At 67.5% G+C, this 17,327-nt stretch carries 15 protein-coding genes; 9 read left to right on the top strand and 6 right to left on the bottom strand.

Going from position 1 to position 17,327, the window contains the following annotated elements:
* Nucleotides 1–98: 98 nt before the first annotated feature.
* Both DAT37_RS11450 and DAT37_RS11445 read left to right on the top strand, forming a co-directional pair.
* Complete coding sequence (locus DAT37_RS11450) at nucleotides 99–1,571, top strand: NAD-dependent succinate-semialdehyde dehydrogenase (protein WP_109524809.1); 1,473 nt, start codon at nucleotides 99–101, stop codon at nucleotides 1,569–1,571.
* Nucleotides 1,568–2,638: a tartrate dehydrogenase gene (locus tag DAT37_RS11445; protein WP_109524724.1), complete on the top strand. Its 1,071-nt coding sequence runs from the start codon at nucleotides 1,568–1,570 to the stop codon at nucleotides 2,636–2,638. The genes DAT37_RS11450 and DAT37_RS11445 overlap by 4 nt, the downstream gene beginning before the upstream one ends.
* Nucleotides 2,639–2,672: 34 nt before the next feature.
* Here DAT37_RS11445 and DAT37_RS11440 read toward each other — a convergent pair whose 3' ends face one another.
* From DAT37_RS11440 to DAT37_RS11430, 3 genes are read right to left on the bottom strand one after another with little or no spacing between them, the layout of a single operon-like run.
* A complete protein-coding gene (locus DAT37_RS11440) occupies nucleotides 2,673–7,022 on the bottom strand; it encodes a type I polyketide synthase (RefSeq protein WP_109524723.1) in 4,350 nt (1,449 codons plus the stop codon).
* Nucleotides 7,019–7,303, bottom strand: coding sequence for an acyl carrier protein (locus tag DAT37_RS11435; RefSeq protein WP_109524722.1), 285 nt, complete (start codon nucleotides 7,301–7,303; stop codon nucleotides 7,019–7,021). Before DAT37_RS11435 ends, DAT37_RS11440 begins: the two co-directional genes overlap by 4 nt.
* Nucleotides 7,304–7,325: 22 nt before the next feature.
* Complete coding sequence (locus DAT37_RS11430) at nucleotides 7,326–8,984, bottom strand: fatty acyl-AMP ligase (RefSeq protein ID WP_109524721.1); 1,659 nt, start codon at nucleotides 8,982–8,984, stop codon at nucleotides 7,326–7,328.
* Between the two features lie 463 nt (nucleotides 8,985–9,447).
* Between DAT37_RS11430 and DAT37_RS11425 the strand changes: the two genes are divergently transcribed.
* The 3 genes from DAT37_RS11425 to DAT37_RS11415 all read left to right on the top strand — a co-directional run bounded on the left by DAT37_RS11425 (nucleotide 9,448) and on the right by DAT37_RS11415 (nucleotide 12,485).
* Nucleotides 9,448–10,371, top strand: coding sequence for an LLM class F420-dependent oxidoreductase (locus DAT37_RS11425; protein WP_109524720.1), 924 nt, complete (start codon nucleotides 9,448–9,450; stop codon nucleotides 10,369–10,371).
* 12 nt (nucleotides 10,372–10,383) lie between these two features.
* Entirely contained in the window at nucleotides 10,384–11,193 is an 810-nt protein-coding gene (locus DAT37_RS11420; RefSeq protein WP_109524719.1) for an SDR family NAD(P)-dependent oxidoreductase, read from the top strand.
* Nucleotides 11,194–11,270: 77 nt separating this feature from the next.
* A complete protein-coding gene (locus tag DAT37_RS11415) occupies nucleotides 11,271–12,485 on the top strand; it encodes a CaiB/BaiF CoA transferase family protein (protein ID WP_109524808.1) in 1,215 nt (404 codons plus the stop codon).
* 47 nt (nucleotides 12,486–12,532) lie between these two features.
* Here DAT37_RS11415 and DAT37_RS11410 read toward each other — a convergent pair whose 3' ends face one another.
* Entirely contained in the window at nucleotides 12,533–13,183 is a 651-nt protein-coding gene (locus DAT37_RS11410; RefSeq protein WP_109524718.1) for a TetR/AcrR family transcriptional regulator, read from the bottom strand.
* A gap of 39 nt (nucleotides 13,184–13,222) precedes the next feature.
* Here DAT37_RS11410 and DAT37_RS11405 point away from each other — a divergent pair, with 39 nt between their 5' ends.
* The 3 genes from DAT37_RS11405 to DAT37_RS11395 all read left to right on the top strand — a co-directional run bounded on the left by DAT37_RS11405 (nucleotide 13,223) and on the right by DAT37_RS11395 (nucleotide 15,400).
* Entirely contained in the window at nucleotides 13,223–14,152 is a 930-nt protein-coding gene (locus DAT37_RS11405) for an acyl-CoA thioesterase (protein ID WP_109524717.1), read from the top strand.
* A complete protein-coding gene (locus DAT37_RS11400) occupies nucleotides 14,149–14,748 on the top strand; it encodes a VOC family protein (protein ID WP_109524716.1) in 600 nt (199 codons plus the stop codon). The genes DAT37_RS11405 and DAT37_RS11400 overlap by 4 nt, the downstream gene beginning before the upstream one ends.
* Nucleotides 14,749–14,830: 82 nt before the next feature.
* Nucleotides 14,831–15,400, top strand: a complete 570-nt coding sequence (locus DAT37_RS11395) for a carboxymuconolactone decarboxylase family protein (protein WP_109524715.1) — start codon at nucleotides 14,831–14,833, stop codon at nucleotides 15,398–15,400.
* Nucleotides 15,401–15,415: 15 nt separating this feature from the next.
* On the opposite strand, the gene DAT37_RS11390 is transcribed toward DAT37_RS11395, so the two are convergent.
* Together DAT37_RS11390 and DAT37_RS11385 are read right to left on the bottom strand one after the other, a co-directional pair.
* Nucleotides 15,416–15,709: a hypothetical protein gene (locus tag DAT37_RS11390; RefSeq protein WP_232839681.1), complete on the bottom strand. Its 294-nt coding sequence runs from the start codon at nucleotides 15,707–15,709 to the stop codon at nucleotides 15,416–15,418.
* Between the two features lie 55 nt (nucleotides 15,710–15,764).
* On the bottom strand, nucleotides 15,765–16,535 hold the full coding sequence (locus DAT37_RS11385) for an SDR family NAD(P)-dependent oxidoreductase (RefSeq protein ID WP_109524713.1): 771 nt from the start codon (nucleotides 16,533–16,535) through the stop codon (nucleotides 15,765–15,767).
* Nucleotides 16,536–16,688: 153 nt separating this feature from the next.
* Here DAT37_RS11385 and DAT37_RS11380 point away from each other — a divergent pair, with 153 nt between their 5' ends.
* On the top strand, nucleotides 16,689–17,315 hold the full coding sequence (locus tag DAT37_RS11380) for a TetR/AcrR family transcriptional regulator (RefSeq protein ID WP_232839680.1): 627 nt from the start codon (nucleotides 16,689–16,691) through the stop codon (nucleotides 17,313–17,315).
* Nucleotides 17,316–17,327 lie beyond the last annotated feature (12 nt).

Here is a 17,327-nt window from a genome sequence, read left to right as displayed (position 1 = left end):
TGCTGACTATTGTCGGATTGTTGACAATATGCATAACATGGCAGCAGGGTCCGCAGCAATGGTCCACGGCTGCGGCAGGGATGGAAGGACCGTTGTCGATGCTCGCCGAAACAACGCTGACCGCCGCGGAACGAAACGCCGTCGCGAGCGTGCCCACCGGTCTGTATATCGCCGGCCGGTGGCGCGACACCTCCGCGACGCTGCCCGTGATCGATCCGTCCACCGGCGCGGTGCTGTGCGAGGTCGCCGACGCCTCACCCACCGACGGACTCGACGCGCTCACCGCCGCGTCGCGGGCACAACCGGGCTGGGCCGCCACTCCCCCCAGGGAACGCAGCGATCTGCTCATGCGCGCGCACCGGGCATTGCTCGACGACACCGAACGCCTCGCCCTCGTGATGACCATAGAGATGGGTAAACCACTGGCCGAGGCACGCGGCGAGATCGCCTACGCCGCCGAGTTCTTCCGCTGGTTCGCCGAGGAAGCGGTGCGCCTGGACGGCGGATACCTGCCCGCCCCCGGCGGCGGATCGCGTTTCGTGGTCACCAGGCAGCCCGTCGGGCCCAGCCTGCTCATCACGCCCTGGAACTTCCCGATGGCCATGGGCACCCGCAAGATCGGCCCCGCGCTGGCGGCGGGCTGCACCTGCGTGGTGAAACCCGCCGAGCAGACCCCGCTGTCGATGCTGGCGCTGGCCGAGATCCTCGACCGCGTCGGTGTGCCCGCCGGAGTCGTCAACGTGCTCACCACCTCCGATCCCGGCCCGGTGATGACACCGCTGATCCTCGACGGCCGCTCACGCAAACTGTCCTTCACCGGTTCGACCGAAGTCGGCAAACGTCTGCTCGAACAGTGCGCGCGCACGGTGATGCGCACCTCGATGGAACTCGGCGGCAACGCCCCCCTCATCGTGTTCGACGACGCCGATCTCGACGAGGCGATCGACGGCGCGCTCGCGGCGAAGATGCGCAACACCGGGCAGGCCTGCACCGCGGCGAACCGAATCTACGTGCAGCGCGGCATCGCCGACGAATTCGCCGCGCGACTGGCGACCCGATTGTCGGCCATGCCGATGGGGCGCGGCACCGAAGCGGGAGTTCTCGTCGGTCCGCTGATCGACGGCGACGCGGTCGCCAAGGTCGAACGACTCGTCGCCGACGCCGTCGGACGCGGCGCCACCGTCCTCGTCGGAGGCGCGCGCACCGACGGCCCCGGACATTTCTATCCCCCGACCGTGCTGACCGGCGTGCCCGAGGACGCCGAACTGTTCCACACCGAGATCTTCGGCCCGGTCGCGGCGATCACCACCTTCGACTCCGAATCCGAGGTCGTGGACCGGGCCAACGACACGCCCTACGGATTGGTGAGCTACGTGTTCACCCAGAATCTGCGCCGCGGATTACGGGTCTGCGAGGCCCTCGACACCGGAATGGTCGGCCTCAATCAGGGGGTGGTGTCGAATCCGGCCGCGCCGTTCGGTGGGGTGAAGGAATCCGGACTCGGCCGCGAGGGCGGTCTGACCGGTATCGACGAATTCCTCGAAACCAAATACATCGGAGTGCGACTGTGAGCAATCGGCGAATCGCGACCATCCCCGGCGACGGGATCGGCGTGGACGTGACCACCGCGGCGGTCGAAGTCATCGACGCGGTGGTACCGGGAATCGAATGGACCGAATTCGACTGGTCGTGTGAGAACTATCTGCGCACCGGCGCGATGATGCCCGCCGACGGGCCCGAACAGCTGGCCGGATTCGACGCGATCTTCCTCGGCGCGGTCGGATTCCCCGGTGTGCCCGACCATATTTCGCTGTGGGGCCTGCTGATCCCGCTGCGGCGCGCGTTCGGGCAATACGTCAACCTGCGCCCGGTCCGGCTGTTGCCGGGCACCGAATCGGCCCTGCGCGACCGCACGGCCGACGATCTGGACATCCTGATCGTGCGGGAGAACTCCGAAGGGGAATACTCCGAGATCGGCGGCACCCACAACCCAGGCAGGCCGGACGAATTCGTACTCCAGGAATCGGTGTTCACCAAGGTCGGATGCGAGCGCATCATGCGGTACGCGTTCGAACGGGCCGCCGAGCGCGGTGGCCGACTCTGCTCGGCCACCAAATCGAACGGACTGATCCATTCGATGCCGTACTGGGACGACGTCTTCGACCGCATCGCGACCGAATATCCCGGTGTACGGACCCGGCACATGCACGTCGACGCGCTGGCGGCCGAAATCGTGCTGCACCCCGACCGCCTCGACGTGATCGTCGGCTCGAACCTGTTCGGCGACATCCTCTCCGACCTCGCCGCCGCGGTCACCGGCGGGCTCGGCCTGGCCCCCTCGGGCAATATCAATCCCGATCGCGGCGTGCCGTCGATGTTCGAGGCGGTACACGGCAGCGCCCCCGATATCGCCGGACAGGGCATCGCCAACCCCGTCGCGCAGATCCTGGCCGGGGCCATGATGCTCCAACACCTCGGTGAACACGCCGCGGCGGCCGCGGTGGACCGCGCGGTCTGCGAAATCCTCGCCGAAGGCCGTATCCGCACACCCGACCTCGGCGGCACCTCGACCACCGAGGAACTGGGTACCGCGATCGCCGAGCGAGCCGCCGAGGTGGCGCATCTGGCACCGGCATGACACTCGCGCGTCACCGCGCCGCAGCACGTGCCCGTCAGCGCCCGGTGAGCAACGCGAGTTCCTCCGACAGGGCCTTCACGGTGTCGTGGATCTGGTCCTCGCTGTGACACGCGGTGACGAAGAACCGCAGGCGTGCGAGGTTCTCGGGGACGGCCGGGTACAGGATCGGATTGACGTTGATGCCACGGCACAGGAGCGCGGCCGACAGTTTCAGCGTCTTGTAGGAGTCGCCCACGATGCACGGGATGATCGGGGTGTCGCTGCTGTCGCCGGTATCGATTCCGGCCTCGCGCGCCAGGCGCAGGAACAGCCGCGAGTTGTGCCGCAGGCGTCGCAGCGGTGCGCGATCGGCGCGCAATTCGCGTATCGCCGCCGTCGAGGCGGCCGCGTTCATCGGTGTCATGCCGACGCTGTAGACGAATCCGGGAGTTGTGTACTTGAGGAAGCGGATCAGTTCCGCGCTGCCCGCCACATAGCCGCCACAGCCCGCCAGGGCTTTGGACATCGTGCCCGACCACAATTCGACCTCGCGCCGATCGACGTCGAAGTATTCGCCGATGCCGCCGCCGCTCGCGCCCAGCACACCGATGCTGTGCGCTTCGTCGATCATCAGCAGGGCCCGGTGCTTCTTCTTGATCTCGATGATCGCGGGCAGATCCGGGATATCGCCGTCCTGGCTGTAGACGCCTTCCACGAGAATGAGCACGCGCCGGTACTGGTGTCGGATCTCGCTCAGCAGGCCGTCCAGCGCGGCATGGTCGTTGTGCGGGAACGGTCGACGGGTAGCGCCCGACAGTTTGCACCCCTGCAGGATGCTGTCGTGCGCGAGGCTGTCGTGGATGACGAGGTCCTGCGGGCCGACGATATGGCCGATGACCGTCACGTTCGTCGAATGGCCGCCGACCAGCGCGATGGCGTCCTCGGTACCGAGCAGGGCGGCCAGTTCGGCTTCCAGTTCACGGTGCACCGGCTTCTCACCGGAGAGCAGGCGGCTGGCCGATACCGAACTGCCGTAGCGGGCCACCGCGTCCTGCACCGCCGCGACGACCGCGGGGTGACCGGACAGGCCGAGGTAGTTGTAGCTGGCGAAGTTGACGACCTCGGCGCCGCCGATGACCGAGGTGTCGCCGGTGACTCCGTCGTTGATCAGGAAATACGGGTTGGACAGGCCGAGCGATTCGGCGCCGGAGAGCCGGTCGGCGATCTCGCGTACCTCGGCGAAATCGCCGATCCGGTATTCCGGTGCGACGGTGCCGGGCCGCTGTTCCTCGACGGACGGGTCGAGTGATCCGGTGTCGGCGGCCGTCGCCGGTGAACTCGTGCCGGTCGCGGGCGCGACCGTGTCGGTCGCCGGTATCGGCGTGAGCTGATCGATGACGTAGGTGGTGACCTGGCCCATGGTGCTATCGGCGGTCAACCGGGTCGGGTCCACGGTCAAGCCGGGGACCTTGCGTACCAGGCCGGCGAACAGGTCGGTCAACATCAGCGAATCGAAGCCGAGGCCGTCACCGAGGGTGTGTGTCTCGCGCAGCCGATCGGCCGGGAAGCCGCTCACCCTGGCCAGTTCGCAGCGCACAATGACCGCGACCGCGTCGGGGAGCGGGCGCGCGGAATCGGCCACGCCGGGGCGAGGTTCGTCGGTCACGGTGCGCGGCGCGCCACCGGTGGTGGACGCCGCTACCATGTCCGCCAAGATCGCGTTCTGCGCCCGGAAGTGCGCGATCACCCGATCCGTCGTCGCTTCCTCGGTCGGTGCGGAATCCACAGAGCCGGTGGATGATTCGAATCGATGTCCGGTGGTCGAGTCGAGCGCGGGTGGCTCGATCCAGAATCGGTGCTCGACGGAGAACTCGTAGCCCGGCAGGCGATGACGGACGCGCTGCGCCGGTTCGTAGAGTGCGTTCCAGTCGGGGTCGAGACCGTCGCGGTACAGCGCGGCGACGGTTTCGGCGAGTTCGTCGCCGGTGGCGTTCGGGCCGGGGCTCGGAACCAGGGTCCGGTCACGGAGTTCGGGACGCATCCGCCCCACCGACGCGGCGAGCACACGACGGGGGCCCACCTCGATGACGTGGGTAGGGTCGGTGCCGAGCGCGGCTTCGGCGGCGGCGCCGAAAAGGACTGTCGCGCCGATGTGTTCGGTCCAGTAGTCGGCGTCCATGGTCTCGTCGGCGCCGAGCAGCCGCCCGCGCACGGTCGAGTAGATCGGCACCGCGGGCGCACGGTAGGAGCATGTGGCGGCGACGGCCTCGAACTCGGCCAGTATCGGTGCCATCAGCGGACTGTGGAACGCGTGGGACACGGTGAGCGACTTGGCGATCACCGACCGCGTGCGCAGCAGCGCGCGGATGCGGGTGATCGCCTCGGCCTCACCGGAGAGGACGAGATCGGTCGGACCGTTGACAGCGGCGATCGCGACCGACGGTTCGTCGGCGAGCACATCGGCCACCTGTGTGGTCGCGGCTCGTACGGCGAGCATCGCGCCGCCGTCGGGCAGGCTCTGCATCAGTCGCCCGCGCGTCACGACCAGCCTGCACGCGTCCTCGAGATCGAACACTCCCGCCACGGCGGCGGCCGCGAATTCGCCGATGCTGTGCCCGATCAGCCATGCCGGCCGCACGCCCGCGTCGGCAAGTGCCTTCGCGATGGAGTACTCCATCGCGAAGATCGCGGGTTGCGCGAGTTCGGTGCGGTCGATCTCGAGGTGCTCGTCGAGCAGCAGATCTCGTACAGAGCGGCCCAAGTGGTCGGTCATGGTGTCCTCGACCGCCGCGAGCGCACGCCGGAACGGCGGACTCGCCGTATGCAGGGCTTTTCCCATTCCGGCGTATTGCGAACCCTGTCCGGTGAACATCCAGCCGCCGCGCACCGTGTTCGCGACACCGGATCGCAGACCTTCACGAAGGCGCGCGACCGCCTCCTCGCGGTCGCGGGCGACGATCGCGAGCCTGCTACGGCCCGACGATTTGACCTGGTTGCTCGTCCAGCACGACTGCGCGAACCGGTCCCCCGGCATCGACTCCAGCGTCTCGGCAATCCGAAGCGCGTTGCGTCGTAACCCTTCCTCGTTGTCCGACGACAGTGTGAGCACCCCCGCGCCGGACGCTGCCGCTGTCCGGGTGCTCGGGGCACTGGCCAGCACCATGTGCACATTCGTGCCGCCGATGCCGAAGCTGCTGACACCGCAGTGCGAGTATCCGTCCAGCGGCATGGGTTCGGCGAGCAGGCGCAGGCCGTGCTGGGCCATCCGCAGCCGGGGGTTCTCCTGGTCGGCGAATCTCGACGCGGGAACGACACCGTGGTGCAGCCCGAGTGTGGCCTTGATGAGACCCGCGATGCCCGCGGCGCCCTCGGTATGCCCGAGATTGCCCTTGATGGAACCGATGCCGCAGGGCCGCACCCGGTTGTTCGCGTGCAGCGCGCCGAGCGCTTTGACCTCGATCATGTCGCCGAGCACCGTTCCGGTGCCGTGGGCCTCGATGAAATCCACTTCCTCGGGGCCGACCCCGGACCGTCGATATGCTTCGGCGATCACTCCCTGCTGTGCCCACCGGTTCGGTGCGGTGATGCCGTTGCTGCGCCCGTCGGAGTTGACCGCGCTGCCTTTGATCACCGCGTAGATCGGCAGCCCCGCCGCCTGTGCGTCGGCCAACCGGCGCAATACGAGTACCGCGACACCTTCCCCGCGCACGATCCCGTCGGCGTTGCCGCTGAACGGTTTGCACCGGGCATCGGGTGCCGAGAGCCCTGCCTGGGTGTAGAAGACACCGACCGCGGGGGTCAGCACGAGGTTGACCCCGCCCGCGACGGCCTGGTCGCACTCGCCGCCGGCCAATGCGGCGCAGGCGAGATGGACCGCGACCAACGACGAGGAGCAGGCCGTGTCGACCGCCATGCTCGGACCTTTCAGGTCGAACTGGTAGGACAGGCGGTTGGCGGTCATGAAGTATCCATTGCCGGATCCGTGCTGCGGGGTGATCGCGGCGTAATCGCTCATCTGCAGATTCGCCCACTCGTTGGCCATCACGCCGACGAAAACCCCTGTCCGCGAACCGGACTGGGCGCGTGGATCGAGGGTGGCGTCTTCGAAGGCCCGCCAGGTGGCCTGTAGCAGCAGCCGTTGTTGCGGATCCATCGCTTCGGCCTCGCGCGCGGTGATGCCGAAGAACTCGTGGTCGAAGGCGTCGGCGTCAGCGATGAATCCACCACTGCGGGTGTTGATGGTGCCCGGTGCGCCCGCCGGGTCGTGGAAATCGTCGACGTTCCAGCGATTCGCCGGGACTTCCGAGATCGCGTCGCGTCCCTCCATCAGCAGCTGCCACAGCGCGGCCGGATCGGCGGCGTGCGGGAATCGGCAGTCGAGGCCGACGACGGCGATATCGGTCATGCCGCGAGGGGCGGTCGGTCGGCGAGTGCGGTTTCGGCGGCGAGGTAGGCGGCGATATCGGCGATGGTGGGGTAGTCGAAGACCAGGGTCGGGTCGATGTCGAGCGACCACCGGTCCTCGATCTCACCGCAGAGGGTCACCGCCGAGACCGAGTCGATGCCGAGTTCGGCCAGAGCGACAGTGGGATCGACCTGGTGCGGTGCGCGTTCGGTGTAGTCGGCGACGCGCCCGACGAGCCAATCGTGGATCGTCGTCGTCGGTGTGACGATGGTGCTGAACATATTCGGCTCCTCGGCTGGTCGGTCAGACGGTCAGTGATCGGCTCAGCGCCGGTTCGAGATCCTCGTGCAGGACGGTCGCGATGCTGTTGTCGACGAACGCCTCACGCATCGAGGATCGCCGGACCTTGCCGCTGGTGGTGCGGTGCACCGATCGGCTCTCCACGAGAACGACATTCGGTGCGGGAACATCGAAGCCGCGGGCGACCGCGACCTTGATCGTCGAGGTGAGTTCGGCCAGCGAGGTGCCACGAAGCAGTGCGGTCCTGATGCCCTGCACCACGACCATGCGTTCGCGTCCGCCCGCCTCGACCGAGACCGCCACTCCCGTGGTGAGTGCCGGGTGCAACTGCTCCACCAGTTCTTCGACGTCCTGGGGATAGACGTTGCGGCCGTTGATGATCAGCAGATCCTTCAGCCTGCCCGTGACGAAGAGTTCGCCGTCGCGCAGCATTCCGAGGTCGCCGGTGCGCAGGAACGGGCCCTCGGCGCCGAGGTGGGCGTCGAAGGTGTCGCGGGTTTCCTCTGGCCGGTTCCAGTAGCCCGCGGCGACGCTGTCGCCTCGGATCCAGATCTCGCCGACGGTGCCGTCGGCGGACTGCTCGAGGGTGTGCGGGTCGACGACGCGCAGGTCGAGACCGTGCGCGGCGCGCCCACAACCGACCAGTCCGCTGTCGGCGTGCTCGATGACCACCGGTGCCGCGTCGATCGGTCCCGCGCTGGCGAGCAACGTCACCTCGGCCAGGCCGTAGGCGGGCAGTAGCGCGGTGGGACGCCAGCCAGCGGGCGCGAACCGCTCGCGCACCGCCGCGACGGTGCGTTCGCGGACCGGTTCGGCACCGCAGAGCGCGACTTCGAGAGTGGAGAGGTCCAGGTCGGCCAGCTGGTCGTCGGTGATCCGCCGCGCGATCAGTTCATAGGCGAAATTCGGGGCCGCGGTGAAGGTCGCGCGATACTTGTCGATCGTCCGCAGCCACCGCACCGGGCGTTTGAGGAATGTCGTCGGCGACATGAACACCAGGTTCGCTCCGCTGTACAGGGAGCCGAGCAGCGAGCCGATCAGGCCCATGTCATGGAATTGCGGAATCCAGCTGACCCCGGTCGCGGCGTCGTCGAATCCGATCGCGGTGATCGCGGCCAGGTTGTGCATGAGGTTGCCGTGGGTGACGACGACACCTTTCGGTGTGCCGGTCGAACCGGAGGTGTATTGCAGGAAGGCGATGGTTCCGGTGTCGATATCGGGCATCCGCCACGCGTCGGGGTCGCCGAACTCTTCGTCGGTGGCCGCGACGATCGCGGTGGTCGCGGCCGCGACCACCGGGGCGAAATTGGCGGTCGTGAGCACCAATTCGGCGCCGCAATCCGCGATGACGGCGGCTACCCGCTCTGTGCTGCGCTCGTCGTGGGGCAGCGGCGCGGGAACGGCGATGACCCCGGCGTAGAGACAGCCGAGGAAGGCCCGCAGGAATTCCATGCCGTCGAGGTAGAGCAGCACGACAGGTTCTGCCGATTCCGGCCGATCGGCCAGCCACGCGGCGACAGCCCTGGCATCGCGATCGAGTTCGCGGTAGGTGACGACCTCCTCGGTGAGTTCGCGCCCTGCCTCACGAAGGTAGGTGTAGGCGCGGGTGTCGCCGTAGACGAGGACTTGCTGCCTGACGTGCTGGACGTAACCGGGCTGCATTCAGTGGATCCTTCGGGGGTGTGGTCATAGTTGACAACTATGACTATCCGCTCTTCGTCGCTCGGTGAACAGTGCCCTCAGGTATCGCTCGGCTATCCCGAGGGTGGCTGCGTTCCACCCCCAGGGTCATGGATGAGATCGGGACAGGCCGGAACCCCAATGATCGGAAAGCCCCAGGTGAAGCGTTCAGGTCGACATTCTGTTCCTTGCGCTGATCGTCGCTGCCCGAGGGCACCGCTCGAAGACCTGCGAATGGGTGGCAACAGCGCTGATCAGTGGTCGGAGTAGGGACCTTTCCCCGCGTCGGACGACGACGAATACCGGCGTGCCGGGCACGGCGGGCGCAGTCGACCCTTCATGTCGACAGTGAAATTCTCATTCTGCAAAATTCCGACTCGCATGTATCGAGAACATGATTATCTGGAGTGGTCGACAGTGCGAGAACTACCAGAGAGGCGGCGCGATGCGCTTCGCGATGACCTACCCGATCACCAGTCATCCGTGTGATCCCGGGCTGGCATCGGGAGCCGGTGTCGCCGCGGTGGCCGCCGCGACCGAAGCCGCGGGTTTTCACGCACTCGGGTTCACCGATCACCCCGCGCCCTCGCAGCGCTGGCTCGACGCGGGCGGACACGACGCGCTCGACCCCTTCGTCGCCATGGGATTCGCCGCCGCCCGCACCACGACACTGCGGCTGATCCCCAACATCGTCGTGCTGCCCTACCGCAACCCGTTCCTGGTGGCCAAGGCGGGCGCGACGCTGGATCGACTCTCCGACGGACGGTTCACCCTGGCCATCGGCACCGGATATCTCAAACGCGAATTCGCCGCGCTCGGCGTCGACTTCGACGAACGCAAGGACCTGGTCGACGAAGGACTCGCGGTGATCCGCGCGATCTGGACCGGCGACGACATCTCCTACGAGGGCAAACATTTCAGCGCGCGCGGCATCACCGCGCACCCGAGGCCGGTGACCGGGCCCCATCCGCCGATCTGGATCGGCGGCAATACCGGCGCCGCCCGCGCCCGCGTCGTCGCCCACGGTGACGGCTGGTGTCCCTTCGCCGCACCCCCGGTCCTCGCCGCAACGGCGGGCACCACATCGATGAACTCGAACGAGGCACTGGTGCGCGGCATCGAGGATCTGCGCAGACGCTGCGACGCCGCGGGACGGGACTGGACCGCGCTCGACATCAGTTTCACCAACGTCGCGGGCGGCAATCCGGGCGAACCCGGATTCGACGCCGACGCCTACCTCGCCGGACTCGATGAACTCGCGGCGATCGGCGTCACCTGGGTACAGGTCCCGATGCCGGGACTGGGCGTCGAGCATCTGATCGAACAACTCGACCGTTTCCGCGTCACCGTCATCGACGCCCACAAGTAGAAGGAAACACCGATGGTTCTGCGTCGTGACGCCGTGTCGCTCGAGGGCCATACGGCGGTGATCACCGGCGGCGGCTCGGGTATCGGGCACGCGATCGCGCTGGCCTTCGCCGAATACGGTGCGCGCGTGGCCGTGTGGGAGAGGGACGGGGACCGGGCACGGGCGACCGCGCGCCTGATCGACGGGCTGGCCTGTGTCACCGACGTCCGCGACGAAGACCAGGTCGATGCCGCGATGAGCGCCACGGTCGAGAACCTGGGCGTGCCGACGATTCTGGTGAACAACGCGGGCGGTGTGTTCCGGTCCTCGCTGCTGGAGACGACCGTCAAGGGATGGGACGCGCTGATCCGGTCCAACCTCACCCACGTGCTGTTGTGCACCCAGCGCGTCGCCGCGGCGATGGTCGAGGCCGAGCGCGGCGGTTCGATCATCAATGTCAGCACCATCGAGGCCATCCGGGCCGCACCCGGATACGCCGTCTACGCCGCGGCCAAAGCGGGGGTGGTCAACTTCACCAAGACCGCGGCCCTCGAGTTGGCTCCGCACGGCATCCGCGTCAACGGAATCGCCCCCGACGTGACGGCCACCGAGGGCATCCTGAACATGGCACCGGACGGTTTCGAGGAACGTACGAGCCGCATGATCCCGATGGGCCGCATCGGACATGCCGACGAGACCGCGGGCGCGGCGGTCTTCCTCGCCTCCGCGCTGAGTTCCTACATCACCGGCCAGACCATCCACGTCGACGGCGGCACCGCCGCGGCGGGCGGCTGGTATCACCACCCCGAGGACGGGCGCTACGTGCTCGGACCGAGCACCTGAGCGTCCGGGCCGCCACGGTCCGGACATCCGGACCGCGAACAGAATTTCGGTAAGGAGTCGAGTTGAGCACCAAGGTCATGCAGGGCGTCCGGGTACTCGAGGTCGCCCAGTTCACCTTCGTCCCCGCGGCGGGCGCGATCCTGGCCGACTGGGGCGCCGACGTCATCAAGATCGAGCACCCCGTCCGCGGCGACACCCAACGCGGCTTCCTCAACATGGGCGGACTCGCACTCGACCCGGACCGTCACCCGCTCATCGAGCACCCCAACCGCGGCAAACGCAGCGTCGGCATCGACGTCTCAACACCCGAGGGCCGCGAGGTGCTCTACGAGATCGCGAGAACCGCCGATGTGTTCCTCACCAACTACCTTCCCGCGCAACGACAGAAGAACAAATTCGACATCGAACACATCCGCGCGGTCAACCCCGACATCATCTACGCCCGTGGCAGCGCCTACGGCGACAAGGGCGACGAACGCGACACCGGCGGATTCGACGGCACCGCCTTCTGGACCCGCAGCGGCGTCGGACACGCGCTGACCCCCGAGGAACTCGGCGGCGCGCTCAGCCAGGGCATCCCCGCGTTCGGTGACTCGATCGGCGGAATGAATATCGCGGGCGGAATCTCGGCGGCGCTGTTCCACCGCCAACGCACCGGCGAGGCGATCGAGATCGACGTCTCGCTGCTGAGCACCGCGTGGTGGGCGGCGGGAGCCAGCGTCACCCAGGGCATGGAGAGCGGCGTCACCATGCGGTCGGCGATGCCGAATTCCACCGGGGGATCGGTCAATCCGTTCCTCGGCAACTACACGACCTCCGACGGCGGCACCATCAACCTGTGCATCGTCAGCCCCACCGGCTACATCGGTGACGCCTTCGAACACCTCGGCCTGCCCGAGGCCGCGCGGGATCCACGCTTCGGCGAGGTCGCGGCCCTGTTCGAGAACGCCGACGCCGCCGTCGCCCTGATCGGCGCCGCCATCGCGGACAAGTCCTTCGACTACTGGCGCGAACACCTCAAGACCATGAAAGGCCAGTGGGCGCCGTTCGCGAGCCTGGTCGACCTGGGCACCGACGAACAGGCCATCGCCAACGACATGATCGCCGAGGTGCCCGCCGCCGACGGCGGCGCACCGTTCAAGGTGGTTCGCGGACCGGTCCAGTTCAACCACGAACCCCTCGAGACCACCCGCGCCCCCCAAGCCTCCGAACACACCGAGACGGTGCTCATGGAACTCGGAATCGGTTGGGAGCGTATCGAAGCGCTCAAGAACTCCGGCGCGATCGCCTGACAACCGGCCGCGGTCCGGCGCGAAAGTCCGAGTCGGAGCGCGGCGGCTCACATGTCGTGATGGGCCTGCCACAGGCCGACGATGGCCGCGATCAGTCCCGACGCGGCGGCTTCCCAGGTGGGACGCGTCACCTGCTCGCCGACGGCCAGCGCGCGTTCGCGTTCGGCGCACATGTGCACGATGAGCAGGCGGGAGATGTCGCCGCGTTCGCGATGTACTTCGTGGGGCAGGTCGGGCAGGCATCGGTCGAATCCCTCGACGATGCGTGCCACCGAACCGGACGCGCGTATCTCCTCCTCGATCACCTCCCGGTACAGCGGGTCGGAGGTCACCTGGGCGGTGAACCGCGCGTACCAGGTCGGAGATCGCAGCCGTGCGAGGTGTTCGGTCGTCGGGCACACCAGACACGCCACCCAGTCACGCAGATCGGTGGAATCGCCTGCGGCGGCGACCATCCGGGACCGGCGGCGCTCGATCGGCTCACCGTGTCCGCGCGCGATCGCGCGAACGAGGTCGATCTTGGCCCCGAAGTGGTACCCGACCGCACCGGTATTGCCCTGACCTGCGGCCTCACCGATCTGACGGTGCGAAACCGCCGCGATCCCGTTCTCGGCGAACAGGCGCTCGGCCGCGACCAGGATCGCCTCGCGGGTGGCGTCGACCCGCGCGGATCGGGCGCGCGTCGGATCAGCGTCCACGCCACGATTTTAACTCACACGCGTGAGTTAAAATGAGCGATGGACACACTGCACGGTGTGGACGGTTCCCTGCGAAGCGCGATCCTCGGCGCGCTCGACAGTCTGCTGTCCGCTCTGGAACTCGAGCCCGTGAAACTCGAGCCCGCGGGAACCCACACGTTCCGCGCGCGCAACGAGTCCGAACGCTTCACCCGGATCTTCGGCGGCCAGAGCATCGCCCAGGCGGTGATCGCCGCGAGCGCCACCGTGCCCGAGGGCGGACTGCATTCGCTGCACGCCTATTTCGTCCATCCCGGCGACAACCATCAGACACTCGACCTGAAAGTCGACGCCGTGCGCGACGGTCGGTCGATGGCCACCCGGCAGGTCTCGGTATCGCAGTCGGGCCGACCGTTGCTGGTCGCCATGACCTCCTTCGGCACCGTGTCGACCACGCCGCACTCGCCCGCGCCCGCTCCCACCGTTCCCGCGCCCGAAGAGCTCCCGCTGCTCCAGGATTGGGCACGTGACGCCCCGCCCGAGGCGGCGCCGAACGCCCTCGGATGGGTGCACACACCTCCCCCGCTCGAGATCCGGATCGGCGAGGCTCCCTACTTCCTCGGCGGCGCCCGCGCCCACGGTCCACGCTCGCATTGGATGCGTCTGCCACGGTCGGTGGGTGAGGACCCGGTCCTGCACACCGCCTTGCTGGCGTACGCGACGGACTACTTCCTGCTCGACATGGCCTTGCGGTCCTACCCGCTGCCGGTGCCGCTGACCTCGCTGGTCGCCGTCAGCCTCGATCACGCGGTGTGGCTGCACCGGCCCGTCCGATTCGACCGCTGGCACGTGCACACCCAGGACCTGGTGACCATCTCCGGGGAACGCGCGCTGATCCGGGGCACGATCCACGACGAGGACGGCCACCATGTGGCGAGTACGACCCAGGAGGCGCTCATCCGGGTCCCCGGGCAGGAGAGCCGACGATGACCGCCATCCCGCACCGACCCTTCGACCCGACGGGACCGAGCACCGGACCACGGATGTTCCAGATCGGCTACGTCGTCGAGGACCTGTTCGCCGCGGCGGCCGAATGGGCGCGGGTCTACGAGGTCGGCCCGTTCCACATCATGCCCCGAGTGCGGGCCGACTGCGCCTACCGCGGCGGGGCGGGGACACTCGACATCCGCATCGGCATCGCCCAGGCGGGCCCCGTGCAGATCGAGTTGATCCAGCCGTATTCCAGCGGCCCCAGCGTCTTTCGTGATCTGCGCGAACGGTACGGCCGACCGGAATCGGGGGTGCACCACCTGGCGACGCTGACCGCGCGGTACGACGACACCAAGGCGCGCTACGACGGATTCGGCTACGAACTGGCGTGCGAGATCGACACCGCGCGACAACGCGTCGCCTTCTACGACACCGTCGCGGACTTCGGCTACTTCACCGAGGTCGTCGAGGAGAAGCCGAGTTTCCTGGCGAACCTGGAGAAGATCGCGACGACGTGCGCGAACTGGGACGGCAGCGATCCGATCCGGATTCTGACCCGTGAGGGCTACACCACACCACCCGAAGGCGGCGAGTGACTGCGCACCGTCTACTACCGGGCGTAGTGTCGAAATGACAGAGTCCGGGAGCGGGCCCGGGCGGTGACGGTGGGAGACGCTCATGCGGGCACTGACACGGATGCGGCACACGCTGGCGGCGCTGGGTAATGCCAAACGCCACCGCTCGGATCTGGGTGGATGGTTGATCCGGCGGCCACAACTGTTGGTCGCGACCGGGGTGTACGAGTCGATGCTGTTGCTGTCGAACCGGCTCGATCCCAAGCTGAAGGAGTTGGCGGAGTTGAAGGCCGCCGGAATGGTCAATTGTGAATTCTGTCTGGATATCGGGTCGGCGCTCGCGCGTTCGGGCGGACTGACCGAACAGCAGATAGTCGATCTGCCGCGCTATCGGACCAGTACCGCCTACAGCGAGTTGGAGAAATCGGTGCTGGCCTTCGCCGAGGCCATGTCCGCGACGCCCGCGGTCGACCTCGACGAGTTGCGCGCGGACCTGCTGCGGCACCTGTCCAAGGCGCAGTTGACCGAACTGGCGACGGCCGTCGCGTGGGAGAACCAGCGAGCCCGCCTCAATCAAGGGCTCGGTGTTCGGCCCACCGGAATATCGGAGGGCATGGCCTGCGCGATCCCGGAACGCCGGGCCGACGACTCGCCCCGATATTCGTCACGGTGACAATCGTCGGCGGCCTCAGGATTCCGGCGGAAGGATCGGCGGGGCGAACACTTCCTCGAGCGGGATCGGTCCGGTGTATCGACGGCAATTGCAGCTGATCCACTCCCGCAGACCGTGCATACCCTTGCGGGAGGTCTCCGCGTGACATTTCCCGGTCTCGCGGTCGTGCAACGCCAGGTCGTGGCCGCATCCGCATCGGGCGAGAACCTTCTGTCCTCGCCCGGTACGCCGCCGGGGGCCGAATCGACCGAATGCCCAACCGGCGCCGACCAAACCGGCGCCGACGGCGAGACTCAACGGATCCAACACAGTCGCAGTGTACGTAGACGCATCGACTCGATGACAGCGGTCACCGAGACCGGCGTCAGGTGTTGCGCCCGCCGTTGACGCCGAACACCTGCCCGGTGATGTAACCGGCCTCCTCGGAGACCAGGAACGCGCACGCGGCGGCGATGTCCTCGGGCCTGCCGGGACGGCGGACCGGGGTGATCGAGGCGTGGTAGTCCATGGTGTTGCCGAATCGGCCTTCCCGTTCGGCCTTGCGCGACATCGGCGTATCGATGAAGCCCGGCGGAATCGTGTTGACGGTGACACCTTTCGGGCCGAATTCCAGCGCGAGCGATTTGGTCAATCCGACGACACCGGATTTAGACGAGACGTAGTGCGCCATGTAGGGCTGACCGCTGTGGGTGCTCGACGAGGAGATGTTGACGATGCGCCCCCAGCCCGCGGCGATCATGTCGGGCAGGACGATCTGGCAGCAGTGGAAGGTGCCGGTGAGGTTGACCGCGAGCAAGCGGTTCCAGTCCTCGGGAGTGATCTTCAGAAACGCTTGGTAGCCTTCGGTTCCCGCGTTGTTGACCAGGATCGTGACGGGGCCGAACCGGGCCCGCACGTCGAGGATCGCGTTCTCGATCCCGGCCCGGTCGGCGACATCGACGCGCAGTCCGATCGCGGTGTGGCCCTCGGCGCGGATCTTGGCGGCCTCTTCTTCGGCGGCGAGGCCGTTGAGGTCGAGGATCGCGACGCTGGCGCCGTCGCGGGCGAGTCGTTGGCTGATTCCGAGGCCGATACCGGAGGCACCGCCGGTGACCACGGCCACCTTCGGTGTCGGCGATGTGGGATCTGTGGACATTGGCCCTCCGTCGTTGGTCGGCACCGCGACTTGAAGTATACGACGACGTATACTTAATCTAGTAGACGTGTCTTCTTCCGCTTTGTCAAACAGAATGCGGTGACCATGAATCGTGCTGGTGCCGGAAGTAGTCGTGGCCGTAGAGTTTCGGCCGTGACAGCGACTCGTCGTGGCCGACCGACACGCACCGAAGCCGAACAGCTCGATGAGCGATTGCGCCGAGCCGCGGTGGCGACCTTTCTGTCCCACGGATACGACGGGACGACGATGGAAGCGGTCGCCCGCGCCGCCGAGGTCACCAAACGCACGCTCTATGCCCGCTACCCCGACAAACACGCCCTGTTCGTCTCGGTCATCCCGTGGGCGCTCTCGCGACTCGAGAGTGCCGAGACCGACACGGAATTCGACGGTGAGGATCTGGCGGGCGCGCTCACCGCGATCGGTCGTGCGGCGATCGCGCGTGCGGTCGATCCCGACAGTTCCCAACTGGTGCGCATCGCGCTCACCGAATCGGCCCGGTTTCCCGAGTTCGGGATCAGCAGGGAGTCGATGCTGTGGTCGGCCCAGCAGCGCGCGGTCATGGCCGTGCTGCGCGAGCACGAACGCAGGACGGGCGCGAGGCTCGACGACGTCGAACTGGCCGCCGAGCAGTTCATCGCCATGGTCGCCCTCGTGCCGGGACGGATGGCCGATTTCGGGATCCTGCGCGCGCCCGAAGAAGAGGAACGACACCTGCGCCACGCGGTGACGCTGTTCCTCAACGGCATCCTGCCGAGATGACGCCGCGGTAGC

The organism is Nocardia aurea, assembly GCF_003123685.1.
GTDB lineage: Bacteria > Actinomycetota > Actinomycetes > Mycobacteriales > Mycobacteriaceae > Nocardia > Nocardia aurea.
The sequence above is the reverse complement of the archived record's forward strand: the minus strand, read 5'-3'. Positions and strand labels throughout refer to the sequence as shown.